Origin of the sequence: Halorussus amylolyticus (assembly GCF_004143485.2) — an archaeon.
In the GTDB taxonomy this organism is placed as follows: domain Archaea; phylum Halobacteriota; class Halobacteria; order Halobacteriales; family Haladaptataceae; genus Halorussus; species Halorussus amylolyticus.
In genome coordinates this window covers 106,955-132,275 of record NZ_ML974135.1, presented here as the reverse complement: position 1 = coordinate 132,275, position 25,321 = coordinate 106,955, and the positions used below count along the sequence as shown (strand labels likewise).

The following is a 25,321-nucleotide window of genomic DNA, read 5'->3' as shown; positions in this document are numbered from 1 at the left end:
CCGCCCCCTGCCCTGCCGGCTTGCGGCGCCGCCCGGCGGGGGGGGGGCCGGGCCCCGCGGGGGGGGGCCCCCCCCCCGCGACTGACGGGGGAAGCGAAACTCCGACTGACGGTGGGGACCCCGCCACGGACGGCGGCGCGGTCGAAGCTCCCACCGCCGAAATCGACGAAGAGTTGGTCCTCGCGGCGGCCGCGAGCGCCGAGAAAGGGAGCGAACACCCCCTCGCGGAAGCCATCGTGGAGGGCGCGCGAGAGCGCGGCATCGAAGTCGAAGACGCCGAGAGCTTCGAAAATGTCCCCGGTCACGGCGTCCGGGCGACCACCTCCCGCGGCGAGGTTCTCGTCGGCAACCGAAAACTGCTCGAAGACGAGGGCATCGACCCCTCGCCCGCCGAGGAGACCATGGAGCGCCTCGAACGCGAGGGGAAGACCGCGATGCTGGTCGCCGTGGACGGAGCGCTAGCGGGGGTCGTCGCCGACGCCGACACCGTCAAAGAGAGCGCGAAGAACGCCGTCTCGGACCTCCGCGAACGCGGCAAGGAAGTCATGCTCATCACGGGCGACAACGACCGGACGGCCCGCGCGGTCGCCGAACAGGTCGGCATCGACCCCGAAAACGTCCGGGCCGAGGTCCTGCCCGAGGACAAGGCCGACGCTGTCGAATCGATTCAGGACGAGGGCCGAAAGGCGATGATGGTCGGCGACGGCGTGAACGACGCGCCCGCGCTCGCGGCGGCCTACGTCGGCGCGGCAATCGGCTCCGGAACCGACGTGGCAATCGAAGCGGCCGACGTGACGCTGATGCGCGACGACCCGGCAGACGTGCTGAAAGCTATCCGGGTCTCGGAGGGGACCTTGGCGAAAATCAAACAGAACCTCTTCTGGGCGCTCGGCTACAACACCGCGATGATTCCGCTGGCATCGCTCGGCCTGCTCCAGCCGGTGCTGGCGGCCGCCGCGATGGCGTTCTCCAGCGTGAGCGTGTTGGCGAACAGTCTGCTGTTCCGGAAGTACACGCCCGACCACGACTATCGGCTGTTTGGCTTCCTGCGGTGAGCGTCGCCGTACAGCGCGTCGAAAAGACGCCGGAAATCCGCGAACGCGAACGAATGCCCCGTCCCGCTACCGAGTAACGTCGCTCTCCGCTCGCACTCTGCCGACCGAAACACAGCCTTTTTATCATTCCTGAACTGATATTTCTCACTCTCACTATCTACCTATGGACACACGCGAAATCGCACGAAGGCTCCACGAACGGAGCCGAAGCGCGGTCGCTCGTCGCCTCGGAATCGACGCGCGAGCGCTGGCCGCGTTTCGCGTGACGCTCGGCCTGCTCCTCTTCGTGGACCTCCTCCTCCGGTCTCGGGACCTCGTGGCGTTCTACACCGATGTCGGCGTCCTGCCGCGGACGGCGCTCCGAGAGGGCTTTCCGATTCTCGCGACGCTCTCGATTCACACGATTTCCGGGGCGGCGTGGGTACAGGTCGTGCTCTTTCTGCTCGCTGGCGTGTCCGCGCTCGCACTCGTCGTCGGCCACCGGACGACGCTCGCGGCGACGGTGTCGTGGCTCCTGCTGGTGTCGCTTCATGCCAGAAACCCCCTCGTCCTGAGCGCCGGGGACTCGCTCCTCCGGCGACTCCTGTTCTGGGGCCTGTTCCTTCCGCTCGGCGCGCGGTGGTCGGTGGATTCGCTCCGCGCCGAAGCCGCGTCTCGAAATCGCGTGGTGAGCGCCGCTACCGCCGCGCTCCTGCTTCAGGTGGTCGTCGTCTACGCCGTCAACGCTGCGTTCAAACTCCGGGGCGACCGCTGGATACAGGGTGACGCGGTACGCTACGTGTTCAGCCTTGACCAGTTCACCGTGCTATTCGGCGACTTCGTGGCACAGTTTCCCGCGCTGCTCGTCGCGTTCGACTGGGTCTGGCTCGCGATGCTCGCGTGTTCGCCCCTGCTGGTCGTCCTGACGGGACGCCGTCGAATCGCGTTCGCGTCGCTGTTCGCTGCGATGCACCTCGGGATGGCGCTGACGATGAATCTGGGGCTGTTTCCGTTCATCGCGCTCGTCGGCTTGATTCCGTTCCTCCCAGCCCGGGTCTGGGACGCTGTGGGGCCATTTTGGAACGTCACGGTCCGATTTCGGAATTCGTCGGAGCGATTTCGAAACGCGACGAGCCGATTTCGGAATGCGACGGACCGACTTTGGAACGCGACAATGTCGTTCCGCATCGCCGCGCGCTCCCGAGCATCCCGGCCGCAGTCCTGCGATGGAAACGCCGCGTCGCTCCCCCCGTCGTGGTCGGTCTGCTGACGCTCGCGCTCGTCTGGAACGCCGCGGCGCTCGGCTACGTCGCCGTCCCCGACTCGGGACCCGCGGCCGACGCATCTCCCGCCGACAACAGTTGGGACATGTTCGCGCCGGAACCGCTCGAAACCGACGGTTGGTACGTCGTGCCGGGCGAACTCGAATCCGGGGAGCGAATCGACGCCTTCCGCGGGTCGGCGGTCGAGTGGGACCGCCCGGAGAACGTGTCCCGAATCTACCCCGACTCACGGTGGCGCAAGTACCTCGTGGACCTCTGGCGCGCGGAGGACGCCGACCTGACCCGCGGCTTCGCGGAGTACCTCTGCTGGCGGTGGAACGCCGACAACGACGACGAACTGACTCGCGTCGAGGTCCACTACGTCGAACAGCCGACCCGACTCGACGGTCCCGAACCCACTCGGAGGGTCGAACTCGGGCGCTATTCGTGTTCGGTGGTCGATTCGGGTCGGTAGCGCGCGCCGACTCAAAATTCGCTGTCCCGTCGCTGGCTCGGTGTTACGGCCGGGCTAACCCGATTACTTCGGGCACAATCGTTCACTACCGTCAAAAGATACTTACGGAAATTCGGCGAACGTTTTCAGGAGACGCCGCGCGCGGTGCGTGGCGGGGGAAATTGGGGGAAATCATGACACGGACACGCACGAGTGTACTGCTGACGACACTTCTCGTCGTCGCATCGTTGACGGCGGGAGTGTCGGGCGTAGGAACCGCGTATCAGGCGCAGGACGACGGAGTCGAGGACGAGACCGTCGAATCCGGCGAAGTGTACTGGGAAGGCCAGTTTCTCGCGTTCTCCGCTGGCGCGGAGAACGCGAGCGAGGTCTGGGAGGTTCGGGAGGTGAGCGACGGCGACGTCGGCGGACTCGTCACGGAAGTCCTCCTCGACGGCTCAGGGTCGGCGACCGTCGGTACGTCCGGTCTCGACGGCGAGTACGTCATCTTGAACGAAGCGGGCGACCCCGTCGCGTTCGAGAACGGCACCGCCACGGGTCAGGTGGGCGTGAACCAAGCCGCGTGGGAGGTCGCCTCGCAGACGCTCGAAGCGTCGTTCTCCGACGTGGCGGTCAGCAACGACGACTCGGCCGACGCACAGACCCAACTCGAACTCGAATCCAACCGCGCGGGCTACGATTTCCAACTCTTCTCCGATAATCTGACGTCCGAACAGCTCGCGGACGTCTTCTCGGACGTCGAACTCCAGGACGGAGAGGCGGTCTCGACCCGGAACACGAGCGACTCGGCCGCGTTGGAGGCCAACTTCTCCGGCGTCGAACCCGGAACGTACACCGTCGCAGTCGCCTCGTCCGACGGGGCCGCCCGCGATTCGGCCACGATAACCGTCTCCGAACCGGTCGACGGGACGGTCTCGCTCGCCAACGCCACCGTCTCCGAACAGCGTGGCGACGTGGCCCGGTTCAATCTCACGTTCGAGGGAACCGACCGGACCACCGTCACGCTCGGTTCGGAGAACGTCGGCTACCTCGCGCGCTTCGACGTGGTGGACGAGGACGAGGACGGCGAAGCGACCGTCGAGGTCAACACGTATCAGGCCGGACTCTCGGCCGACGACTCCGGCATCTCCGCGGTCGGCGAGGACCGAGTCGAGGGCTACCAGCTTCAGACCGACCCGGTTCCGGACCGACTCGACGCCGCGACGTACCCGATTCGGACGTTCGCTGGCGGCGAGCAGACCACGACGGGGTCGCTGATTCTGAACGAACCCTCGATAGACGGCGTACAGGTGTGGACCGCACCCGGTGCCGAGAGTCCCGAAACCGCGTCCGAACTGGCCGACGTCGTCACGCAGGACGACGACATCGCGGCCGACGACTGGGCCGTCATCCAGATTCAGGCGTCAGGCGTGTACGGCTACGTCGAGAATATCTCCGACCTCAACGACAACGAGACGGGCCTCTCGATGACGCTCATGCGGGGTATGGAAATGAACATTGCCGAGACAGAGGTGCCGATTGACAACGCGACGATGCTCGCCGACGAGGAGAACGACCAGCTGTTCCTCGTCTTCGACGCCGCCGACTTCGACCGGGACACCTCCTACGGGGCGAACTTCACGGTGACGGAGGCGAACCCGTACGTCTCGGCCGACAACGCCTCGTCGTACACCGCGAACTTCTCCGTCGTGGAGCGCACCGCCTCCATCGACGAACCGCTCGAAGTGGCCGCGTCGAGTGACGCGACGGTCTCGGGCACGAGTTCGGTCGCGCCGGGTACCGACCTCGAAGTTCAGGTCGAGAGCACGGGCGCGAATCCGTTCTTCGAGCGCCAGACCGTCACCGTCGAAGAGGGCGGCACGTGGGAGGCTAGCTTCGACCTCTCGGGCGTGCCGAACGGCACCGAGTTCACCGCTTCGGTCGCCGACCCCGCCGCGAACGCGACCGGCGTCGTCGTGACCGACGACGGCGCTGAAGACGCGGAGGAGACGGAGACGACCGAAGCCGAGGAGACCGACGAGGAAGAGACGACCACCGAAGAAACGACGACTGAAGACGACGCAGACGACGAAGAAGAGACGACCGCCGAAGATGAAGCCGATGCAGAAGACGAAACGCAGGTCGAAGACGACGCGGAAGCGGAGACGACGACCGACGAGGACGCTGAAGACGAGGACGCCGCCGACGAAGGTGACGAAGCCGACGAGACCACGACCGAAGACGAAGTCGCGGTAGTCAGCGCACCCGGCTTCGGACCGGTCGCGCTCCTGCTTGCGGGCGTCCTCGCGCTCGCGGGTGCGGCGCTCGCGACGCGGCGGCGCTGAGCTACCAGGATGGCGCTGTGCGGCCGCGAGAATCGGCCGAACGGCCGATTCTCGCGGCGCGTAACACCGGCTTACTCACGCTCTCGCGACCGTTTCCGACTGAACGCACGACCCGTTTTTTGCGTGGAGTCGTCGCACGCCCGGCCATGACGACGACCGCCGAGATGGCCGACTTCGCGCTCGGTCTCGACTTCGAGGACCTGAGCGACGACACCGTAGACGAACTCAAAAAACGGATTCTCGATTCCATCGGCATCGGGGTCGCCGCGATGGACGAGGGCCCGGTCGGCATCGTTCGCGACACCGTGGGGGAGTTCGGCGCTGGCGGAGCGGCCGGGAGCGACGGGACGACCGGCGACGAAGCGGCGTGTTCGCTGTGGGGCGGCGGGTCGGCCTCGCCGCCAGACGCCGCGATGTACAACACGACGCTCACGCGGTATCTCGACTACATGGACTCGTTTCTCGCGCCGGGCGAGACGCCCCACCCGAGCGACAACGTCGCGGGCGTGATGGCCTGCGGCGAGTACGCCGACGCCTCCGGGAAAGACCTCGTTACCGCTGTCGGTGTCGCCTACGAGGTGCAGGGCGCGCTCGCGTGGGCCGCGCCGGTCCGCGACAGGGGGTGGGACCACGTGACTCACACCGTGATTTCCGCGGCCGCCGGAGCGAGCAAAATTCTGGACTTGGACCGCGAGGCGTTCCGGTCGGCGGTCGGCATCGCGGGCACCGCCCACAACGCGCTCCGGGTGACGCGGACAGGAGGCATCTCGGAGTGGAAGGGAATCGCGTCGGCGAACGCCGCCCGGAACGCGGTGTACTCGGCGTTCCTCGCGAAGAACGGACTGGAGGGACCGACGAATCTGTTCGAGGGCCAGAAGGGGTGGAAACAGGTCGTTTCGAAGGATTTCGAAGTCGAGTACACGCCCGCCGAGCGCGTCCACGACGTGATGACGAAGAAGTACGTCGCCGAGACGTACGCCCAGTCGGCGGTCGAGGGCATCATCGAACTCGCCGAGCGCGAGGACATCGACCCCGAGGCGGTCGAGAAGATTCGACTCGACACTTTCGCGGGCGCGAAACTCATCATCGGCGGCGGCGAGGGGAGTCGCTACGAAGTCGAGACGAAGGCCCAAGCCGACCACTCGCTCCCCTACATGCTCGCCGTCTCGCTCATCGACCGCGAGATGGGCAACGCCCAGTACGACCCCGAGCGAATCCAGCGCGACGACGTGCAGGAACTCCTCCGGAAAGTCGAAGTCTCGGAGGACGACGAACTCACCGACCGGTTCGAGGGCGGCGAGATGCCCGCGGTCGTGGCGGTCGAGACGACCGACGGGACGACCTACCTCGTGGAGAAAGACTGGTTCGCGGGCCACCCCAAGAATCCGATGTCGTGGGACCAAATCGAGACGAAGTTTCACGAAACCGCGGGAGAGCGCTATGACGAGGCCAAGCGCGAGGAGATTGTCGAGACGGTGTTGCAGTTGGAAGACCGCGACGTATCGGAGTTGGTGGACCTGCTGGACTGACCGAAGTCGCCCGCCTCGGCGACCCGACCGAACGTGTTCGGGAGTGTGCTTTCCGGGTGGCGCAACCAACGTCTCGGTATGGACGCCACCAGTCACCACCACGCCGACGACCGAGATGCAGAAATCGAACCGATTACCGACCGCGTCCACGACAATTCGTGGTCCGCGAACCTCGAACAACCTCGGCACGCCGAGAGCCGCGCCCTCGTGGTCGAACAGGCGGTTTCGGCGGTCGAACACACCACCGAGGGCCACCACGTCAATCTCGTGACCCACGGGGACCACGGCCGTCCGGAAACGTATTTGTTCGGCGCGCTCGACGCCGCTTTCGGCGACGACGCCGAGTGGGAGTACGTCGAACAGTGCGGGTGCGGCGGGCACGTCACCCGCGTTCACGTCGAGTGAGGTTCGATTTCCTCTACTGTCGGACGTAGAGGAGTACAATTCCCACGACGAGCAGGCCGAGACCCCACCAGAGCGAGTCGTAGGGGAGCACTTTGAGCAGGAGCGTGACGATACCCGAGGAGACGAGCGACCAGCCGAGAGTCGTCTGATATGCCATGGAAGTTGGACGGTTTCGAGGCAGTTAGGCTTCGGGGGCGATTTGGGTGGTGTTTTCGGGGTTCGCGGTGCGGATGCGGTTCTCAGTGGCTCAAGGAGTCGTTCGCTTCTCTCACTTCACGCCGTCGCTCGTTTCTGTACTTCACGACGAACTTCGTCGCGGTGTTGTAGAAAGCTCTTTTCAGCCACTACGACCACGCCAACCGATGAAATTTAGAACAGCCAGAAAGCCCCCGCCCGGTCGCGGTCGCTCAGCGACATATCCGCGCCTCCCGCAACGCACCGCGTCGGCGCGGATAGGGGTCGCTGAGACGACCATACCCTTCGGGCGCGACCGGGCGGCCCCTTTCATTCCCACCCCGTGTGGATTGGTCGGCGTGTCGTTTTTTTGTGGTTAGTGTCGCCGAGCGATGTCTCCCAAAACACCATCTCGTCGCACTGGCGAACAGTAAAGTGCGCGTTCGTCGTACCCCGTCCGGGGGTTCCGATGAGTAGAGCATTCGACTTTCTGCACGTCAACGAGCGCGAATCGAAGCCGAGAGACACGGGCATCACCGAGATTCGGGGACCGTACTACGACCCGATGGGGCCGCGCGAACTCCGGGATATCCTCGATACGATGGGCGAGTACGTCGATATCTACAAATTCTCGGGCGGGTCGTTCGCGCTGATGCCCGAGGAGGCCGTGACCGAACTCATCGAGATCTGTCACGACCACGACGTACAGGTCTCGACCGGGGGGTTCATCGAGAACGTCCTCGTCCGGGACCACGACAACGTCGAGCGATACGTCGAGGAGGCCGGAGCCTTGGGCTTCGACATCGTGGAAATCTCGTCGGGGTTCATCGCCATCGGCACCGACGACTTGGTGGCGCTGACGGAGTTGGTACAGGACCACGGCCTGAAGCCAAAGCCCGAAATCAACGTCCAGTTCGGCGCGGGCGGTGCGTCGAGCGTCGAGGACTTAGAGAGCGAGGAGGCCATCGACCCCGCGAGCGCGGTCCGGGAGGCCCAGCGCCACCTCGACGCGGGGGCCTACAAAATCATGGTCGAGTCCGAGGGAATCACCGAGCAGGTCCGCGAGTGGCGGACCGACGTGGCGTTCACCATCGCCAACGAAGTCGGCATCGAGAACTGCGTGTTCGAGGCGGCCGACCCCGACGTGTTCGAGTGGTACATCAAGAACTTCGGGCCGGAGGTGAATCTGTTCGTGGACAACTCCCAAATCGTCGAACTCGAATGCATGCGGTCGGGGCTGTGGGGCAAGAAGAGTTCGTGGGGACGAATCGCGTCGTTCGAATCCGAGGACTGACGCGCCGCCTCATCTCTCGGAACTGATAGTAGCTATTCGTTTGCGAAGAATTTACGTCTCCCCACCTCAATTACATAGGTATGGCTCGCGTTGAAATCAAAGAACGTAGAAGGATGTTCGGTCGCGGATGAACCTCAGCTATCAGCACGTCAACCCTACAAACGGTGGCGGGTCGTATCTCCTCCGACTTCGTGACGGCGTGAGTCGGAACACGGCGTGCGTCCTCGTGGACTCGGGGTCGGGCGTGGACCTCGACTCGGTTCTCGGTCCCGACGAGTACCTCGCGGCCGTGCTGCTCACGCACTCCCACCTCGACCACTACGGGACGCTCGCGGACTCGCTCCGCGACGGTGCGCCGGTCTACGCCTCCGAAGCGACCGCGAACGTCCTCGAAGACGTGCTGACCGAGGGCGGGAAGAACTACGACCTCGGCGCGACCGACGACGTTCTCGACGCGCTCGAACCGCTCTCGGACTGGGAGACCGTCTTCCCCGACGTGGAAGTTCGGCCGATTCCGGCGGGTCACGCGCCCGGCGCGGCCGGGTTCCTCGTCCGGTTTCACGACGGGAATCGAGCGAACCATCTCCTCTTTACGGGCGACTTCACGACGCGCCGGGTGGCTGGCTACCCCGGATTCCCGACCGACCTTCCGGTCGGTATCGACGCCCTCTTCGTCAACGTCTCGACCGCCCCGGAGTTCGAGGAGACGCTGTCGGACTCGCTTTTCACCATCGTCGAGCGCGCGCGGGCGGGGTCTTCGGTTCTGGCGACCGCGAGCGCGCTGACCGGCGTCCACTACGCGTACCTGCTCGGTCACCTCGGCGACCGACTGGGCGAGTCGCTCCCGGTCACGCTCGTCGGGCAGACCGCCAAACTCTACGACGACTTGGGCTACGACGTGCCGAACGTCGAGTCGGTTCCGACGTTCGCGGACACCGAAGACCTCCTGAAACGCGGCGCGGTCACGCTCGCGGGACCAGAAATCCCGTCCGAGGGGAGTGCCAGTCGTCTGTTTCGAACCATCGAAAACGACGCGACCGCGACCCTCATTCAACTCACGGGCGGCGCGACCGACCCGGTGACAACCGCGGCCTGCACCGTCTACGATTACGAGGTCGTGAACCACACCTCCCGCGAGGTCATCGACGACCTCGTGACCGGATTCAATCCGATTCACGTCGTCACGGGTCACGGCCCGAGTCGGGTCGTCCGGGAGTACCGCGGCCGGTACGATGAGCGGTTCGTGTGGGCCAGCACCGACGACCGGCCACAGACGCTCTACGCCGACGGTCGGTGGTCGTCGCCGCCGTGGCTGAGCGAGAGCGCGGTCCAAGCGATTCGCGCCCAAGATTGGCAGTCTTCGGGCGGGCGCTTCGGCGAACTCGTGGACGGGGACCTCGACGTACTGCCCGCGGTCGAGCGAATCGGCGACCCCGACCTCGAAGCCGAGGGCCTCGACGTCGAACGGTTCGAGCGCCGATTCGGCGGGCGCTCCGATGAGAGCGCGACCGACGCCCGGCCGACTTCCCCCCGAGCGTCGGCCGACGGGGGTGCCGTCGCGTCGGCGGACGGAGAGGCCGTACCGGCGGACGGGGAGGCTGTACCGGCGGACGACGGAACCGCCGCACTACCGGACGACGAAATCGCCGCGGCGTCCGCCGCGGCGATTTCGTCCGACGGCGAGGCGTTCCGACGCGAAGTTCTCGACCGCCTCGACGCGCTCGACGACGCGGTCGGCGGTCGGCAGGTCCGCGCCCGCGTCGTCGACGGCGGCGACGACGTGACTCTGCTTCGACTGCTCGGTGACACCGACCTCGAACACGGCGAGGAACTCACTGTCACGCTGTCTGCCGACGACGAGTAGTGATTCGGGGTGTTCGTCCCACTGGGTCGGTCGTCTTTTCGATTCTCCCTCACCGGCCACCAAGTTTATAATTATAGACTAGCTATCAAAAAACGCATATCATGCACGACCTGACAGGGTTCCAGCGCGACCTTCTGTACGTAATCGCCGGAAAGGACGAGCCACACGGGCTCGCAATCAAAGACGACCTCGAAAATTACTACGAAAAAGAAATTCACCACGGCCGACTCTACCCGAACCTCGACACGCTGGTCGAGAAGGGGCTGGTCGAGAAGGGCGAGCGCGACCGCCGGACGAACTACTACGCGCTGACCAGCCGTGGCAGTCGGGAAATCGACGCCCGGCGTGAGTGGGAAGCGGACCACCTCGGCGAGAAGCCCTCCCTCTCGGCCTGACCCGGCGAGGACGTTCGATTTCACAGCAGTCGCGCGCCCTCCCAATCGCACCGTCCCCGAACCATCTCGGGGCGTTCACCCGGAGAACGCCCCCGGACCTCCGCACACGCCTCTCGACGGCGACCGTCGGCGACGATGTCGCCTTCCGACTCCCTCGGACAGGCCTGTGCGGACGACCCTTCTGTCGAACGACACGCCTCCGAGACCCATCTTCGGGTCGCGCCCCCGTCGTTCGGTCCCGATTGCTCGTCACGCCGTTATTCGCGGCCCCACGCGGCGCCCGGAGCGATTTCAGGCTCCGTATAACAATACGCTGTCGGGGCGTTTCGGACGTACGGACTGCCGGGCCGCGCCCGGTGACCACACATCGAGTACACCATGAAGTACCTGTTCTTCACGAACACGCCAGCACAGGTCCACCAGTACAGACACGCCGTCGCGGAACTCGACGCTCGGGGCCACGATGTCCTCGTCCTCGCGCGCGACTACGGCTGTACCGAAGCCCTCCTCGACTATCACGACGTTCCCTACGGACTCTACGGTCGGTGTGACACCGAGAAGTTCTCGCTGTTCCGCGAACTCCCGAAGCACTACGCCCGAATCGCGGCCAAGGCGGTGCGATACCGCCCCGACTGCGTCTTCGGTCGCGGGTCGTACGCCGCGCTCGCGGGGGCCGTCGCGCGCGCGCCGGTCGTCCTCGTAGACGACTCGGAGACGACAGACCTCGACCACGCGCTCTCGAAGCCCTTCACCGACGCCTTCCTCACTCCTCACACCTTCGAGAAGGACCTCGGCGCGAACCACTACGAGTTTCGGGGGTTCAAGGAACTCGCGTATCTCCATCCCGACGTCTACGACCCGCCGACCGGCATCCGCGAGGAACTCGGTCTCGGCGCGGACGAGGCGTACGCAATCGTCCGCTTCAACGCGTTCGGCTCCCACCACGACGTGGGTCGCGAGGGGTTCACGCCCGAGAAGCGCCGCCGTCTCGTCGAGGCGCTCGCCGAGCGCGTCACCGTCTTCGTCTCGGACGAGGGCGGCGAGATGGACCTCTCGGAGACGCCTGCCCGCGCCTTCGACTGCCATCCCGCGCTCCTCCACGACGCGCTCGCGGAGGCCTCGCTGCTCGTCGCCGACACGCAGACGATGGTGACCGAGGCGGCCCTGCTCGGCACGCCCGCCATCCGGTCGAACTCCTTCGTCGGCGACGACGACATGGGAAACTTCGTGGCGCTCGAACGCCACGGTCTCGTCTACAATCTCAGGGCGTTCGACGCGGTCCTCGACGCCGCGACCGACCTGCTCGACGACGACCGGGCGACCGACCGCTGGGAGAACACGCGCGACGACTTCGTCGCCGACAAAGTGAACCTCACCGCGGTCGTCGTGGCGGTGGCCGAGCGCGCCCATGAACTCGATGCGAACGGACACGCCGAAGCCCTCTCGCGAATCGATGGAATCGCGCGCCGAAAGCCGGGTCGAACCGGGGGGCGAACGCTCGCGACCGAGACGGTTCGGAGCGACGGTGGCCGCCGATGAACGTGTTGAATCTGGTGTCGAACGAGGAGGCCCGATTCTTCCAACAGCAGACGAAGATTCTCGAACGTCGCGGCGTCACGTGCGACGTCGCGACCCCACCGGGAAACCACCTCGCTCAGGAGGAAGTCACCGCCCGGTCGCCGGGCGACTACCTCCGATTCGTTCCGAAAGCCGTCCGGGAGTCGCTCGGCGAGTACGACCTCGTTCACGCGAACTACGGTCTGACCGCGCCGATGGCGCTCGCTCAGATTCGGCTTCCCGTGGTCCTCTCGCTGTGGGGGTCGGACCTGATGGGCGAGTACGGGTGGCTCTCGAAGGCGTGTGCGCGGTTCTGCGACGCCGTCATCGTGATGTCCGACGAGATGGCGCGCGAACTCGGCGAATCCTGCTACGTCATCCCCCACGGTATCGACATGGAGCGGTTCGCGCCCCGTCCGACCGACGAGGCCCGCGCCGAAGTCGGGTGGGACCCCGACGCGCGCCACGTCCTGTTTCCGTATCCACCCTCCGACGAGGTGAAGAACCTCCCGCGCGCCGAGCGCGTGGTCGAGCGCGCCCGCGAGCGGGTCGATGCGCCGGTCGAGCTACAGGTCGTCTACGGCGTCCCCCACGCAGAGGTACCGACGTACATGAACGCCGCCGACGCGCTCCTGCTGACCTCCGAGCGCGAGGGGTCGCCGAACTCCGTGAAGGAGGCGATGAGCTGTAACCTCCCGGTCGTTTCGACCGACGTGGGCGACGTGCGAGAACAGCTCGCGGGCGTCTCGCCCTCGCGCGTCGGCGATTCGGACGCCGAACTCGCCGACGGACTCGCCGACGTTCTCGAATCGCCGCGGCGCTCGGACGGGCGGGACGCGGTCAGCGACATCAGCCTGGACCGAATGGCCGAGCGCATCGAGGGCGTCTACGAATCCGTAGTGTAGGTGGTCGCTTCAGTCGCCCGTACTCGCTTCGCGTTTCTCCGCGAGCGAGAAAAGCATATATCTACTGCTTGAGATAGAAAGCCCTAAAATACTTATGCTATAAGTGGTAGTGTCTTCGTAAGTAACGTCATTCGAAGCTCAACGAGTCTTTCTGAAATCCCTCTACACAAATAAATGAGTGACCAAACGCCCGAAGCGTGGAGTTCCGAGGAGAAGGCGAGCCACATGGCCGAACAGCTCTGCGTAGGATTTCGGGCCCACGACAGTCGGGACCGCGAGGAAGCAATCGAGGCTTTCTGGGCGGTCGATTCGCTCCAGTTCGCACATCTCGACCGCGACACCGCCCGGCGCGCGAGCCTCGCCTACGTGGACGCGCTCTGGAACAAAGACGACCTCGAAGTGTCCCACATGCCCGACGGGGAAATCGACTACGACTCGCTTTCGGACGCCGACTGGGAGCCGGTCAGGTCGAAGTTCCGAGAGCGGGCATCGATAGTCGGTATCGACCCGCGATACGCCGACGCGAGCACTCGCGCGTGGAAGAACCACAAGGTCGGGGGCGACTACTGGTCGCCGATTCAGCGGGCGCAGGTGTACGAACTCCGGGCCGCGATGCAGGACCCCGAGTATCCGTACAAGCCCAGATACGGCAAGTCCGGACACGGTCCGGAGGCCTCGCGGTACGCGCTCGCGGTGGAGTTACACGACATGCGCACGCAAAAACACTGGGAGCAGGCCAAACGGACGATGATTCCGTACTTCGAGCGGATACTCGACTCACACCACCATGTCTGAGTTCAGTCGGTTTCAGAACGCGCTCACCGATACCGGGCGATTTCAGAGCGACGACACCGCGGTTCCGGAGACGATTACCGTTCTCCACGTCGACGACGAACCCGACCTCGCCGACCTGACGGCGACGTATCTCGAACGCCAACACGACGACTTCGAAATCACGACTCAGACGACGATAGATAGCGCGCTCGAAACCCTCGAAACCGAGTCGGTAGACTGCATCGTCAGCGACTACGACATGCCCTCGATGAACGGACTGGAGTTCCTCGAAACGGTCCGCGCCCGAGACGGGGACCTCCCCTTCATCCTCTTTACGGGGAAGGGAAGCGAGGAAATCGCGTCGGAAGCCATCTCGTCGGGCGTCACCGACTACCTCCAGAAGGAGGTCGGGACGGGACAGTACCCGGTGTTGGCGAATCGTATCCGGAACGCGGTCGAACAACACCGCGCGAAACGAGCCGTCGAGCGCGCACAGAAGCGGTTCAGCAAGCTCATCGAGAACTCGACCGACGTAATCTCGGTCGTCGGCGACGACGCGCGGTTCCAGTACCTCTCGCCGTCCGCGAAGCACATCTTCGGCTACGAACCCGAGGAGATGGTCGGCGAGTACATCTTCGATTACGCTCATCCCGACGACCGACAAGGTGCGATGGAGAGCTTCTTCGAGGCGGTCAAGGAGTCCGACCAGCAGCCGGTGGTCAAGTTCCGATTCAAACACGAGGACGGGTCGTGGCCCGTCCTCGAATCGAGGGGCCGGAATCTCCTCGACGACCCCGACATCAGGGGGTTCGTGGTGAACAGCCGGGACGTGACCGAACTCGAAGACCACGAACGGACGTTGAAGCGCCAGAGCGACCAGCTAGAGGGAATCACGAACGCCATCTCGCACGACCTCAGAAACCCTCTCAACGTGGCGCAGGGGTCGGTCGAACTGGCCCGGGAGTCGTCGGAACCCGAGCATCTCGACCGAATCGAACGCTCGCTCAGCCGAATCGACGAAATCGTCGAGAGCACGCTCGTGCTGGCCGAACAGGGTCGAAGGGTGAGCGAGACCGGCGACGTGAGTCTGGAAGCGGTCGCCACCGCCGCGTGGGAGATGGTCGATACGGCAGGCGCGAATCTCCGAGTCGAGGGGTCGGCCACGCTCGTCGCCGACGAGAGCCGAACGAAGCAGTTGCTCGAAAATCTGGTGTCGAACGCGGTGGAACACGGTTCGCCGAGCCCTCGCACGTCGTGCGAGGACGCCGTGGAGCACGGGTCCGAATCCCACTCGGACGACGCGGCTTCCGACGAGGGCGTGGCGGTACGGGTCGGCGTGACCGACGACGGCTTCTACGTCGCCGACGACGGACGAGGGATTCCGGCCGACGAGCGCGAGCAGGTGTTCGAGTCGGGCTACTCCACGACCGAGACCGGAACCGGGTTCGGACTCGCAATCGTCAAACAGATTGCGCACGCACACGGCTGGTGCCTCTCGGTGGGCGACAGCGCCGACGGCGGGGCGCGGTTCGAAATCACGGGCGTCGAGTTCAGCGACCGGTGACTCGGACGGCGCTCGCCCGATAGCCCGACCTTACGTTTCGCGTACGGAGTCACAACTCCGTGCCTACAACGTCTCGTTTCCGGAAGGGGTGCTACGCTGTACCACGCGGTATTCGGTGTGGTCGGCGCACGCCGGGCCTATACTCGCGTAAAGACCGACTACGCGCCGTATAGGGAATGGAGAACAAAGGGGCCGGAAATGGTCGCATAATCCGACCGAATCATGAGTTTACAGGTCCCGAAGGACGGGTGCGCCGCGAACGACGCCCTCGCGAACGCGCACGTGGTCGTCGGTATCCCCGCGTACAACGAAGAGAGCGGTATCGGAAGCACCGTCCTCGGCGTCACGCGATACGCCGACGACGTGGTGGTAGTGGACGACGGCAGCACGGACCGCACCCCCGTGCTGGTCGAGCAGACCGACGCGACCGTGATTCGCCACGAGCGAAATCGCGGGAAGGGCGCCGCGGTCCGGACCCTGTTCGACCACGCCGCTGACCTCGACTGCGACGCGCTCGTCCTGCTCGACGCCGACGGCCAGCACGACCCGGCCGACATCCCGTCGCTCGCCGCCCCGGTCGTCGAGGGCGAGGCCGACATGGTCATCGGAAGCCGGTACCTCGCGGCCGAGGACTCCGACGAGACGCCCGTCTACCGGCGCGTCGGCCAGTTAGTCCTCGACTACTGCACCACGCAGGTCACGGGCGCGGACCTCACCGACACCCAGAGCGGCTTCCGGGCGTTCTCGCCGCGGGCGCTCTCGGACCTCTCGCTCACGACCGACGGGATGGGCGTCGAGTCCGAGATGATAGACTCGGCGACCACCGAGGGGCTGACCATCGCCGAGCGCGCAATCGACGCCCGATACGAAAATCTCGAAGGCCAGACGTACAACCCGGTCAAGCACGGTCTCACCGTGATGGTGTTTCTCGCCAGACTCGCCAGACGACGACAGCCCTTCACCCTCCGCTCCGAGCGGGGACGATAACATGACTGACTTCACACTCCCTCCGGACCTCAGCGACCGCTACGAATCACTCGCCGACCGACTCGACGGCTTCGACGACGCCGACGAACTCGCCCGCTACGTCCTCGACGGCGCGGCCGCCGAACTGGAGCGCGGCGGCGACGGCGGTGCCGTCGCCGCCGACGGCGACAGCGCGAACGACGACGTGGTCGAAGACCGCCTCGAACAACTGGGGTACCTCGAAAAGTGACGGGGTCAGTGTACGTCTTCGGACTCGACGGCGTCCCGCCGGAACTCGTGGACGCGGGTATCGACGCCGGACGCCTCCCCAACTTCGAGCGAATGCGCGCGGAGGGGACCGACGGGACCACGCGCTCGACGGTGCCGCCGCTCTCGATGATTGCGTGGAGTTCGTTCGCCACCGGACGGAACCCCGGCAATCACGGCGTCTACAACTTCATGCTCAAGGACGCGGGCGGGTACGACACCGAGTTCGTCACCGCCGACACGCTCCGCGAGCAGTCGGTCCCGGTGTGGGAGTACCTCGACGCCGAGGGGCTTCGCTCGGGCGTGATGAACGTGATGCCGGGCTACCCGCCGTCCCGGACCGCGGGGTTCCACATCTCGGACAACATCACCACGCCGCCGTCGGGGTCGTACGCCTACCCCGACGAACTCGAAGCCGACATCGAAGACCGGGTGGGCGAGTACGACGTGGACCCCTACGAGAGCTACGACGACGGCACCGACGAGGGGAACCTCGGCGACCTGCTCGACACCTTCTTCGAAATCGAGCGCAAGCGAATCGCGGTCGCGAAACTCCTCGTCGAGGAGTACCCCGCGGCGTTCTACTCGCTGGTGTTCTCCGGGCCGGACAACGTCCTCCACGTCCTCGGGCACGTCCTGAACGAAGACCACCCCAAGCACGACCCCGGAGTCGCGGCGCGCCACCGCGACAAGCCGCTCGAACTCCTCGAACTCTACGACGACTTCCTCGGGTGGGTGATGGACGAAATCGGCGACGACGACACCCTGATGGTGCTGTCTGACCACGGCCACGGTCCCATCTACCAGACCATCAACCTCAATTCGTGGCTCTACAGCGCGGGCTACCTCGACCTCGAATCCCGGCCGTGGACCCGTCTCAAGCAGTTCGGCTACAACCACATCTACGACGCGGTCGAGACGGTGATGAGCGAACTCAATCTGTTCTCGAAGCTCAAGATGGGCGTGGCCCGGACCAGCGGCGACGGGTCGGGTCCCGACCTCGCAGAACTGTTGACCATCTCCCGGAAGGACATCGACTGGAATCGGACCGCGGCGTTCACGGTCGCCAGCGGCGGCCAAATCTACCTCAACACCGACGACCACGACGAGGGCGCGATTTCGCCCGGGAACTACGACGAGATTCGGGACCGACTCCGCGACCAGCTCCTCGCCATCGAACACCCCGAGCGCGGCGACCGGGTCATCGACTCGGTGCTCTACGGCGAGGACGTGTACGGCGACGCATTCGCCGACACCCGCCCGGACCTCGTCTGTATGCCCGCGCCGGGCTACCAGATTCAGTACCCCCAGACGATGAAGACCAACCGCGTGTTCGGCGAACCGCCCAAGACCGGGTCGCACACCTCGATGAACGAGATGAACGGCATCTTCTACGCGTGGGGCGGCCCGGTGAAAAACGAGTCGGGGGTGACGGTGGACCTGACCGACTTCGCGCCGACCGCGTGTTCGTTGCTGGACGTGCCCGTGCCCGAGGAGATGGACGGCGACGTGAGAGGTGACGTGGTGGACGTAGAGAGTAGGCGTTCGAGGTACGACGGGAAGGTCGAAGCGAAGCGGGCGGTTAGGGAGGTGGTGGGTGGGCTTTCGGCGGAGTGAAATAGTTTTGTCTCGACTCCGTTAATTCGAAATCAGTATTATAACTGTATTTGTGTAGAACCCTGAATTTGGGTAGCGGTGGATTTTGGGCTAGGTTTAATATCTCGCCACTAAGCCGGTCAGGTTATATATGACTAGATTAAAGTATAGCAATCTCATTCTAACCTGAAGCTACCCACGCTCTGCACAGTGCTGACGTTCACTGTTATCAGTGGCTACAGAAACTCTCGCACTTCGCGCGACCCGAACACTTCTCCGTCCAGTTCCTCGTAGAAGTCTGCTTCCGAGTCGATGGCTGCGTATCGAGTTTGAAGCTGTCTCGCTCGTCGCTTCTCCACGCCCGCCCTCTCGTACTCGTGTTCTGACACGCTCAGTAGGATTACCAGATGGTCGAACTCCGAGAGATACGTCAGGTCTTCTAAAACCACTCCAAAGAGACGCATTTCATCGCCACATCGAAACACCTTGAGGTCGCCGTACTGCTTGTACACCAGTTTCGTTGGTGTGTATCCCGCTTCAGTAATTTCCAACAACTGGGTCTGGACGTGGTCGGATTGCGTTCGACTCAAACTGGCAATCCCGCCTAAAACTGAGGGTGGAATCGCAACCCGATTTTCTTCACCTAAACTGACAGGCACTGCCTGATTCTTTCGAACGAGGGAATTTAAAGAATTAGATTGAAGCCGAGTTAACTCCGAAACGCCTCTTTGACTTCCTGAAGTGACGCGAAGTCGAGGTCGAGGGCTTCGTCGATGGCCCGGTCGATGCTCTCTTGGGCCTCATCCTCCACCTCCTCGTCGCGCACTTCGGTCTTACTCATATCTACTCCAATGACCTCACACCTAATTAGTATTTTGCACAGAGCTCTCCTCACTCCAACTCCACGACTACTCGCTCCCCACTCCTAGCCGACTCGTAGGCCGCCTCGGTCAGCGCCGTCACCGCGAGCGCGTCCCGAGCGGTCGCAGGCGGCCGTTCGCCCGTCTCGATGCAATCGACGAACGCCTCGGCCTTGTCGCGCTGTTGCTCGCGGTCGATGTACGGAACGACCGTGGTGCTGTCGGCGTCGATGCGACTGATTTGGCGCTCCTCCCACTGGCGGCCTTCGAGGTACACCGCGCCCTCGCGGTCCCAGATGTGGATGTGTTCGCGCACGCACGGGGCGTCGCTGTGGACCGCGATGGTGCCGTGCGCGCCGTTCTTGAACTCCACCGTGAGGATGGCGCGCTGGTCCACCCGCCCCTCGTCGTCGGCGAACACCATCTCGGCGCTGACCTCCTCGGGGACGAGTCCGGTGGTCCAGAGCACGCCGTCGATGAGGTGGCTTCCGGTGTCGTAGAGGTTCCCGCCGCCCGAGAGGTCGGGGTCGGTCCGCCACGTCTCTCTGAATCGGGAAATCCAGTTCTGCGTGATTTCGGCGCTCACGTAGTCGGGTTCCAGGTCGCCCTGCCACCGCTCGCGCGCCGAGATGAACGCGGGGTTGAGGTGGCGCTGGTAGCCCACCATCAGTACGCGGTCGCTCGATTCGGCGCGGTCGGTGAGTTCGCGGGCCTGTCCGAGGTCGGTCGTCAGCGGCTTGTCGCAGAAGACGTGCATGTCGCGGTCGAGCGCCGCCGTCACCTGTTCGTAGTGGAGCGTGTGAGGCGTGCCGACGAGAATCGCGTCCAACGGCTCCGCGTCGAGCATCTCGACGTAGTCGTCGTACTGCGACCCCTCGCCCACATAGAGCGTCTCGCCAGCGGTTCGCCGCGTCTCGGGGTCGATGTCCGCGAGCGCGGTCACCGTCGAGCGCGGGTCGTTGTTGAACAGCCGTCCCACCGTGGTCCCGATGTAGCCGCCGCCGATGACGCCGACTCTGAGCTTATCCGTACTTGACATGTGTACTCCCCCTCGCGAAGAAAGTAGTACGTCGTTCGACGGGGGGCCCCTTAATTCGTCCGCCCGGACGGCCGCGAAGCGGGTCGAGGTGCGCCCTCGGCCGTTGCGCGGATATCGAGGATGGAGTCACCGCCGGGTATCGCGGCGGGGTCACCGTCGTCACGGGCGACGGCGGATAGAGCGGATACCGAAGCGAGACCACCGCAGTTCCAACAGTAGCAGGGCGCCGGCGCTGGCGGCCAACGCGCCCGCGACCGCCACGTCGGAGACGGTCATCCACGCCGGTGCGACGTATAGCACCCCGTTGACGGCCGGTCCGGTCAGGAAGGCGACGGCCCACGCGAGGCCCGTCTTCGACTCCATCTCGCCGTCACCGCCGCCAACGTACTCGCCACTCTCGCCCTCTATCGCGGCCTTGCTCCACCCGCCCGCGCTCTCGTCGCCGGTGCCGAGTCGTTCGGCCTCGTAGGGAGTGGGGACGCTCACCGTCCAGACGACCTCGTCGTCCTCGTCGAGTTCGAGGATGCGGTTGCCCTGCGAGTCGGTGACGAGCGTGTGGTCGTTCGGCAGGCGGTCGGCGTCGCGGGGCCACTGGAGGCGGTCGTCGGACCACTCCCAGCTTCGGCTCCACTCCGACTCGTCCCGCTGATACTCGACGACGCGGTTGTTCTCCGAATCGGCGACGATGACGGCCGGGCCGCCGCGCTTCTCGGGGATGTAGTCCGGGTTGTGTTGCTCGTAAAGGGTGTCGTAGGCGTCCTCCGCCCCGAGCGTCCAGTCGCGCTCGACGCCCTCGCCCGGTTCGACGAACGCCACGCGGTCGTGATTGCGGAGGCTCACCATCACGCGCCCGTCCTCTAGGGCCTCCACGTCGTTGATGTGCGTCCAGTCGCCGGGCGCGCCGCCGCTCTCGTCCTTGTCGTAGTCCTCGTCGGCGTTCCAGGTCCACTCTCGCTCGTCGGTCGTCAGGTTCAGCACGAACGCCCTGTCCTCGGCGATGTCGGCCACGAGCAGTTCGTCGTCGCCGACGCGGTCGACGTCGTGCCAGATGTCCCAGCCGGTCACCGCCGTGTGGAGCCGTTCGGTCTCGCCCGTGGTCAGGTTTGCCCGCTCGACGACCACCTTCGCACAGCCGTCCTCGAAGGACTCCTCGGCGCGGGCCGCAACGTCCGACGGACACGAGTCGTACCGGCTTCCGGCGACGTAGAGGACCGACCGGGAGTCCTCGGGGTCGGGGTCCACGTCGAAGTAGTTGCCGTACGTGTCGTTGTGGTACAGCGGCCGACCGTCGGGTGCGAACGCCACGATGGCCGCGGTTCCGTCGTTCGCGCCCGGCGGGTCGGTCGTCACCACGGTCGCACCCGCGCGGTCGCCCGCGACCGGGTCCCGTTCCTCGAACGGTCTGTCCATCTGCTCGGCGGCCGACGCGGTCGCGTCCTCGGGGGCCTGCAGCCAGCCGACCGCGAGCAGGCCTGCCGACAGCGCGATGACTGCGAGGAGCGTCCCGCGAAGTATCGTGCGACGCTTCATGACTGAGAGTCCCGTTCGTGTCGGTCTGCGTTCGTCGGGCGTTCCTGCTGTCTTCGCCCCGTTCCAGCGTCCGTCATCTCACTCCTCATCGTTTTCTCCGGCGGTCGATGCTCGCTCGGGGACGGTCCCGCTGATGACGTTGACGTACCCGTTCGCGGGCAGATACAGGCAATCGTACCCGAACTGACTGGTGATCTGGTGGCTCTCCCACTTCATCTCCTCGGGCAGTTCGACCGCCGGTCCGTCGACGGCGTCTAGGTTGCCCGTTCCCGACCCGCCTCTAACGCCGGGCGGGACCACGTAGAGGCCCTCGCGCGACCCGAAGTATCCGAGATCTGGGCGGGCGAGGGTGGGGCTCGTTCCGTGGTTCTCGTACGCATGTGGTATCTCCTCGCCCGAGTCGAGTCCGTACCCACGGCACCCGGCGGTCGATCCGACGTACACGACTTGCTCGTCCAGCCCAGCGGCCGGTTCGACGAGGATAGGTTGCGTGACCTCGGGCAGGATGTACGTGCCATAATCGCTCCCCTCTGCGGTGATCGCGTCGCCCGGAACGACTCTATTCTTGTCGTACTCGTCTTCGTGGATTGTCCCGCCGAGCGTCTTCGTCCAGCGCTCCTCGCCGCTCTCGCCGTCGAAACAGTGGAGCAGGAACCGCGTGTCCTCGTAGTCGCGAACGTGGCTCACGAGAACCAGCGCGTCTTCGGTCGCTATACCGTGGTTCGTGAAGCTGTGGGGGTGTCCGATCTCGACTTCCTCTTCGGTCGATTTCCGGTCGAGGTCGGCCGTCCACGCCGGTTCGTCGCTACCGGGCTCGTATCGGCGGGCCGTCCCCCCGTCCCACGTGTACACGCTGTCGCCTGCGAGGACGGGATACGCACCCGCTAGCAGGCGCTCGCGGTCACCGGTCTCCCTGTCGAACACCGCGACGCCATCGGGCACGCCGACGTAGAGTCGGTCCTCCGTCGGGACCATCATTGCGGCGGCGCCCTTGTACGGTTCGTCGCTGACGGTCCGTTGCCACCGTTCGTCTCCGTCCATCGACCGGGCGGTCAGCGTCCCGCCGTCGAGCAGGTACTCCGTGTCGTCGAAGACGACGAGGTCGGCAGGGTCCGCGGCCAGTTCCTGCCAGTGCTCCTCGCCGCTCCAGCGGTCGTACGCCGCCAGCGCCTCTTGTTGATTCCCCCACCGGAACCGCATGTATATCCGGTCCTCGGTGACGGCCATCGTCTCCATCTTCTCGAGGTCCACATCGACGCCATCGGGTTTCTCGACCGGGAAGCGCTCGACGATTTCGGGTTCGGAGCCGATTACGCCCCGCGGGACCGACGGGCCGCCCCGGTCGCTCTCGCCGTAGCGGGCGGCGAGCGGTTCGCGCTCGGTCGAGGCGGTCCCGATGGACTCGCCGTCGAGCGTGACCTCGTACGTGTCGCCGACCTCGACTTCGCGGTGGGCGACGAGTCTGGTGAACTCGTGAGTCTCGAGTTCGCCCTCGAACTTCCCGTCATTCCGTTGGGCGACCATCTCGTCGTAGTAGAACTCCTCGACGGGTTCGCCGTCTATCTCGACCGTCGGTTCGTACGAGAGCGGGAACTCCGCCTCAGATGCAACCGACACCCACACGGTGACGACTCCCCGGGTTCCGTCCGGCGAGGCGGCGAACGTGCCACCCGTCTCGCCCCTCACCTGCAAGTCGGCCTCTTCGGTTATCTCGACCCGTTTCTCCCGGTCACCGGCGGTCACGACGTACTCGCCGGTCTCCTCGAAGGTGTACTCGACGTAATGATAGTTTCGCCCGTCGCCGACCGTTTCGCTGAAGGTCTCGACCTCCTCGCCGTCGACCGAGACGGTCACGTCTCCCTCCGCCTCCTTGCCGCCGGGGTTGGCCAACGTCAGCACGATGTCGGACTCGGTACGGGCTATCAGTTCGGATTGGTCGTCGTGTGCCGGTTCGACCTCGATACGCTGGACTTCGACCGACCCCGTGAAGGGGTTCGAGATGCCGACGGAGGAACAGCCGGCGAGCGCCGAGATTCCCGTCCCGAGCGCCGCTAGGGCCTTCCGTCTCGAAAACCAGTCCATACGTAATCAATTTAGGCACCGTTAAAAAACGTATCGTTGCCGTGTGTATTTGCCTGTCGACCGGATTTCCCGTGGATTCGACCCTGCCACGAACACCTCACGCCGAGTAGTCGAGCGCCACGACCCTGCCGTCGCCGTACATCACGAGCGCCTCGTCGTCGCCGTCGCCGTCCAAGTCGGCGAGGACCGGGTACTTGTAGACGGGCACGTCGCGCTCGTAGGTCGCCAGCACGTCGCCCGAGTCGGGCGCGACGACCGAGACGGTGCCGTCGTTGCCCGGCGCGACCAGTTCGGGGTCGCCGTCGCCGTCCACGTCGCCGAGTTCGGGCGGGGGCATCATGTTCACGTCGTCGTTCGTGAGGCGGGTCGTCCACTCGACGTCGCCGGTCGCTGCGTCGATGGCCCGGAGTTGCCCGTCCTTGGCGACCGCGTAGACCTCGTCGTCGCCGTCGGCGTCCCCGTCGCCGACGGCGTGGACTGCGGCCTTGTCGCCGAGTTCGCGGCTCCACGCCCGGGTGCCGTCGGCTTCGTAGGCGACGACTTCGCCGCGCGTGGTCGCCGCGACGACTCGGGGTTCGCCATCGACTTCGCCGACTCCGAGCCAGCCGACTGCGGTCTCGGGGGTTCGTTCCCAGAGCGTCGTGCCGTCCGGTTCGAGGACCGTGACCGCGCCGCCCTCGGCGGGTGCGGAGCCGACGACCAGTTCGTCGGTGTCGTCGCCGTCGAAGTCGGCGAGTCGGGGGTTCGCCCACGTCGTGCCGAGTTCGCGCGACCACGCGTTCGTCCCGTTCTCGTGGACGACGAATAGTTCGCCCCGAACGTCGGCGACGATAATTTCGGTCCCCTCGCCAGGTGCGAAGTCCGCGACGATTGGCTTGGTGTAGCCGTAGGAGCTGAGTTCGTGGCGGAGTTCCGACTCGCCGGTGGTCGGGTGAGCCGCCGCGACGACGTTTTCGGTCGTCGCCGCCAACACCTCGGGAGTGTCGTCGGCGTCGAAGTCGGCGACTGCGGGGTCCGCGACGGCGTGGGTCGTGCAGTTCTCGGGCGGGATGGGGTAGGTCCACTGGGTCGCGCCGTCCGCGCCCGAGAGCGCGACGAGTCCGCACTCGTCGGTGCCGCCCGCGCCGCTGACCGGCGCGTACACCCACGTCTCGCCGTCGATTTCCGCGACCGCGGGCGCGTGGTGGTTCCCGGTCATCTCGCGGGCGGTGTCGCTCGCCCACTGTTCGGTGAGGTCGCCGCCGGAGTCGGCGAACACCACGCCGTAGGTGACGACGCTGCCGAGCGCGAGAACGACGGCGACGAGCGCGAGCAGGGTCCGGGTTCGCATTACTCGGAGATTGGCATCGGGGAGCCAAAAGCGCACTCATCGGCCTTGGGGAGTTTCGGGTCGGCAAGCGAACCTCAGTTAGCGCGAATCTTCAC

23 protein-coding genes are annotated in these 25,321 nt (G+C 65.4%); 16 read left to right on the top strand and 7 right to left on the bottom strand.

Features of this window, described 5'->3' with window-relative positions:
• From EKH81_RS12835 to EKH81_RS12815, 6 genes are all read left to right on the top strand, one after another.
• Positions 1-1,055: HAD-IC family P-type ATPase (locus tag EKH81_RS12835; RefSeq protein ID WP_162224624.1), on the top strand; the 1,055-nt coding region annotated here is incomplete at its 5' end.
• A 163-nt stretch (positions 1,056-1,218) separates the two neighbouring features.
• Positions 1,219-2,304, top strand: coding sequence for an HTTM domain-containing protein (locus tag EKH81_RS19600; RefSeq protein ID WP_238392182.1), 1,086 nt, complete (start codon positions 1,219-1,221; stop codon positions 2,302-2,304).
• Positions 2,289-2,771: a hypothetical protein gene (locus EKH81_RS19595; protein ID WP_132058625.1), complete on the top strand. Its 483-nt coding sequence runs from the start codon at positions 2,289-2,291 to the stop codon at positions 2,769-2,771. The genes EKH81_RS19600 and EKH81_RS19595 overlap by 16 nt, the downstream gene beginning before the upstream one ends.
• Before the next feature lie 173 nt (positions 2,772-2,944).
• A complete protein-coding gene (locus EKH81_RS12825; RefSeq protein WP_132058626.1) occupies positions 2,945-5,095 on the top strand; it encodes a DUF7827 domain-containing protein in 2,151 nt (716 codons plus the stop codon).
• Between the two features lie 146 nt (positions 5,096-5,241).
• Positions 5,242-6,624, top strand: coding sequence for an MmgE/PrpD family protein (locus EKH81_RS12820; protein ID WP_132058627.1), 1,383 nt, complete (start codon positions 5,242-5,244; stop codon positions 6,622-6,624).
• Positions 6,625-6,702: 78 nt separating this feature from the next.
• Positions 6,703-7,029, top strand: a complete 327-nt coding sequence (locus tag EKH81_RS12815; RefSeq protein ID WP_132058628.1) for a CGCGG family putative rSAM-modified RiPP protein — start codon at positions 6,703-6,705, stop codon at positions 7,027-7,029.
• Between the two features lie 13 nt (positions 7,030-7,042).
• On the opposite strand, the gene EKH81_RS19390 is transcribed toward EKH81_RS12815, so the two are convergent.
• Entirely contained in the window at positions 7,043-7,186 is a 144-nt protein-coding gene (locus tag EKH81_RS19390; protein WP_202935135.1) for a hypothetical protein, read from the bottom strand.
• A 486-nt stretch (positions 7,187-7,672) separates the two neighbouring features.
• Here EKH81_RS19390 and EKH81_RS12810 point away from each other — a divergent pair, with 486 nt between their 5' ends.
• The 10 genes from EKH81_RS12810 to EKH81_RS12765 all read left to right on the top strand — a co-directional run bounded on the left by EKH81_RS12810 (position 7,673) and on the right by EKH81_RS12765 (position 18,406).
• A complete protein-coding gene (locus EKH81_RS12810; RefSeq protein WP_132058629.1) occupies positions 7,673-8,497 on the top strand; it encodes a phosphosulfolactate synthase in 825 nt (274 codons plus the stop codon).
• A 127-nt stretch (positions 8,498-8,624) separates the two neighbouring features.
• On the top strand, positions 8,625-10,361 hold the full coding sequence (locus EKH81_RS12805; RefSeq protein WP_132058630.1) for an MBL fold metallo-hydrolase: 1,737 nt from the start codon (positions 8,625-8,627) through the stop codon (positions 10,359-10,361).
• Between the two features lie 101 nt (positions 10,362-10,462).
• Positions 10,463-10,756 carry a helix-turn-helix transcriptional regulator gene (locus EKH81_RS12800; RefSeq protein ID WP_132058631.1) on the top strand — a complete coding sequence of 98 codons (294 nt, stop codon included), beginning with the start codon at positions 10,463-10,465 and terminating at the stop codon, positions 10,754-10,756.
• 378 nt (positions 10,757-11,134) lie between these two features.
• Entirely contained in the window at positions 11,135-12,295 is a 1,161-nt protein-coding gene (locus EKH81_RS12795; protein WP_132058632.1) for a DUF354 domain-containing protein, read from the top strand.
• A complete protein-coding gene (locus EKH81_RS12790) occupies positions 12,292-13,218 on the top strand; it encodes a glycosyltransferase family 4 protein (protein WP_132058633.1) in 927 nt (308 codons plus the stop codon). Before EKH81_RS12795 ends, EKH81_RS12790 begins: the two co-directional genes overlap by 4 nt.
• Positions 13,219-13,392: 174 nt before the next feature.
• Positions 13,393-14,013, top strand: coding sequence for a hypothetical protein (locus tag EKH81_RS12785; protein WP_132058634.1), 621 nt, complete (start codon positions 13,393-13,395; stop codon positions 14,011-14,013).
• Positions 14,006-15,556 carry a response regulator gene (locus EKH81_RS12780; protein WP_132058635.1) on the top strand — a complete coding sequence of 517 codons (1,551 nt, stop codon included), beginning with the start codon at positions 14,006-14,008 and terminating at the stop codon, positions 15,554-15,556. Before EKH81_RS12785 ends, EKH81_RS12780 begins: the two co-directional genes overlap by 8 nt.
• 222 nt (positions 15,557-15,778) lie before the next feature.
• Positions 15,779-16,543: a glycosyltransferase family 2 protein gene (locus tag EKH81_RS12775; protein WP_132058636.1), complete on the top strand. Its 765-nt coding sequence runs from the start codon at positions 15,779-15,781 to the stop codon at positions 16,541-16,543.
• Between the two features lies 1 nt (position 16,544).
• Entirely contained in the window at positions 16,545-16,772 is a 228-nt protein-coding gene (locus tag EKH81_RS12770; protein ID WP_132058637.1) for a hypothetical protein, read from the top strand.
• Complete coding sequence (locus EKH81_RS12765; RefSeq protein WP_132058638.1) at positions 16,769-18,406, top strand: alkaline phosphatase family protein; 1,638 nt, start codon at positions 16,769-16,771, stop codon at positions 18,404-18,406. Before EKH81_RS12770 ends, EKH81_RS12765 begins: the two co-directional genes overlap by 4 nt.
• A 215-nt stretch (positions 18,407-18,621) precedes the next feature.
• On the opposite strand, the gene EKH81_RS12760 is transcribed toward EKH81_RS12765, so the two are convergent.
• From EKH81_RS12760 to EKH81_RS12740, 6 genes are all read right to left on the bottom strand, one after another.
• Positions 18,622-18,975 carry a hypothetical protein gene (locus EKH81_RS12760; protein ID WP_132058639.1) on the bottom strand — a complete coding sequence of 118 codons (354 nt, stop codon included), beginning with the start codon at positions 18,973-18,975 and terminating at the stop codon, positions 18,622-18,624.
• 119 nt (positions 18,976-19,094) lie between these two features.
• Entirely contained in the window at positions 19,095-19,226 is a 132-nt protein-coding gene (locus EKH81_RS19770) for a hypothetical protein (protein ID WP_274380507.1), read from the bottom strand.
• Between the two features lie 50 nt (positions 19,227-19,276).
• Positions 19,277-20,284: a Gfo/Idh/MocA family protein gene (locus tag EKH81_RS12755; protein WP_132058640.1), complete on the bottom strand. Its 1,008-nt coding sequence runs from the start codon at positions 20,282-20,284 to the stop codon at positions 19,277-19,279.
• A gap of 159 nt (positions 20,285-20,443) precedes the next feature.
• Complete coding sequence (locus EKH81_RS12750) at positions 20,444-21,814, bottom strand: arylsulfotransferase family protein (RefSeq protein WP_132058641.1); 1,371 nt, start codon at positions 21,812-21,814, stop codon at positions 20,444-20,446.
• Positions 21,815-21,892: 78 nt separating this feature from the next.
• A complete protein-coding gene (locus EKH81_RS12745; RefSeq protein ID WP_132058642.1) occupies positions 21,893-23,896 on the bottom strand; it encodes an outer membrane protein assembly factor BamB family protein in 2,004 nt (667 codons plus the stop codon).
• Between the two features lie 97 nt (positions 23,897-23,993).
• Entirely contained in the window at positions 23,994-25,226 is a 1,233-nt protein-coding gene (locus EKH81_RS12740) for an outer membrane protein assembly factor BamB family protein (RefSeq protein ID WP_132058643.1), read from the bottom strand.
• Positions 25,227-25,321: the final 95 nt, after the last annotated feature.

What these genes read in the sequence shown, in the direction of transcription:
- EKH81_RS12740 (WP_132058643.1), bottom strand. Translation starts at nt 25,226, where the DNA reads ATGCGAACCCGGACCCTGCTCGCGCTCGTCGCCGTCGTTCTCGCGCTC.
- EKH81_RS12805 (WP_132058630.1), top strand. Translation starts at nt 8,625, where the DNA reads ATGAACCTCAGCTATCAGCACGTCAACCCTACAAACGGTGGCGGGTCG.
- EKH81_RS12785 (WP_132058634.1), top strand. Translation starts at nt 13,393, where the DNA reads ATGAGTGACCAAACGCCCGAAGCGTGGAGTTCCGAGGAGAAGGCGAGC.
- EKH81_RS12780 (WP_132058635.1), top strand. Translation starts at nt 14,006, where the DNA reads ATGTCTGAGTTCAGTCGGTTTCAGAACGCGCTCACCGATACCGGGCGA.
- EKH81_RS12770 (WP_132058637.1), top strand. Translation starts at nt 16,545, where the DNA reads ATGACTGACTTCACACTCCCTCCGGACCTCAGCGACCGCTACGAATCA.
- EKH81_RS19770 (WP_274380507.1), bottom strand. Translation starts at nt 19,226, where the DNA reads ATGAGTAAGACCGAAGTGCGCGACGAGGAGGTGGAGGATGAGGCCCAA.
- EKH81_RS12815 (WP_132058628.1), top strand. Translation starts at nt 6,703, where the DNA reads ATGGACGCCACCAGTCACCACCACGCCGACGACCGAGATGCAGAAATC.
- EKH81_RS12810 (WP_132058629.1), top strand. Translation starts at nt 7,673, where the DNA reads ATGAGTAGAGCATTCGACTTTCTGCACGTCAACGAGCGCGAATCGAAG.
- EKH81_RS12755 (WP_132058640.1), bottom strand. Translation starts at nt 20,284, where the DNA reads ATGTCAAGTACGGATAAGCTCAGAGTCGGCGTCATCGGCGGCGGCTAC.
- EKH81_RS12795 (WP_132058632.1), top strand. Translation starts at nt 11,135, where the DNA reads ATGAAGTACCTGTTCTTCACGAACACGCCAGCACAGGTCCACCAGTAC.
- EKH81_RS12775 (WP_132058636.1), top strand. Translation starts at nt 15,779, where the DNA reads ATGAGTTTACAGGTCCCGAAGGACGGGTGCGCCGCGAACGACGCCCTC.
- EKH81_RS12800 (WP_132058631.1), top strand. Translation starts at nt 10,463, where the DNA reads ATGCACGACCTGACAGGGTTCCAGCGCGACCTTCTGTACGTAATCGCC.
- EKH81_RS12820 (WP_132058627.1), top strand. Translation starts at nt 5,242, where the DNA reads ATGACGACGACCGCCGAGATGGCCGACTTCGCGCTCGGTCTCGACTTC.
- EKH81_RS12790 (WP_132058633.1), top strand. Translation starts at nt 12,292, where the DNA reads ATGAACGTGTTGAATCTGGTGTCGAACGAGGAGGCCCGATTCTTCCAA.
- EKH81_RS19390 (WP_202935135.1), bottom strand. Translation starts at nt 7,186, where the DNA reads ATGGCATATCAGACGACTCTCGGCTGGTCGCTCGTCTCCTCGGGTATC.
- EKH81_RS19600 (WP_238392182.1), top strand. Translation starts at nt 1,219, where the DNA reads ATGGACACACGCGAAATCGCACGAAGGCTCCACGAACGGAGCCGAAGC.
- EKH81_RS12825 (WP_132058626.1), top strand. Translation starts at nt 2,945, where the DNA reads ATGACACGGACACGCACGAGTGTACTGCTGACGACACTTCTCGTCGTC.
- EKH81_RS12745 (WP_132058642.1), bottom strand. Translation starts at nt 23,896, where the DNA reads ATGGACTGGTTTTCGAGACGGAAGGCCCTAGCGGCGCTCGGGACGGGA.
- EKH81_RS12750 (WP_132058641.1), bottom strand. Translation starts at nt 21,814, where the DNA reads ATGAAGCGTCGCACGATACTTCGCGGGACGCTCCTCGCAGTCATCGCG.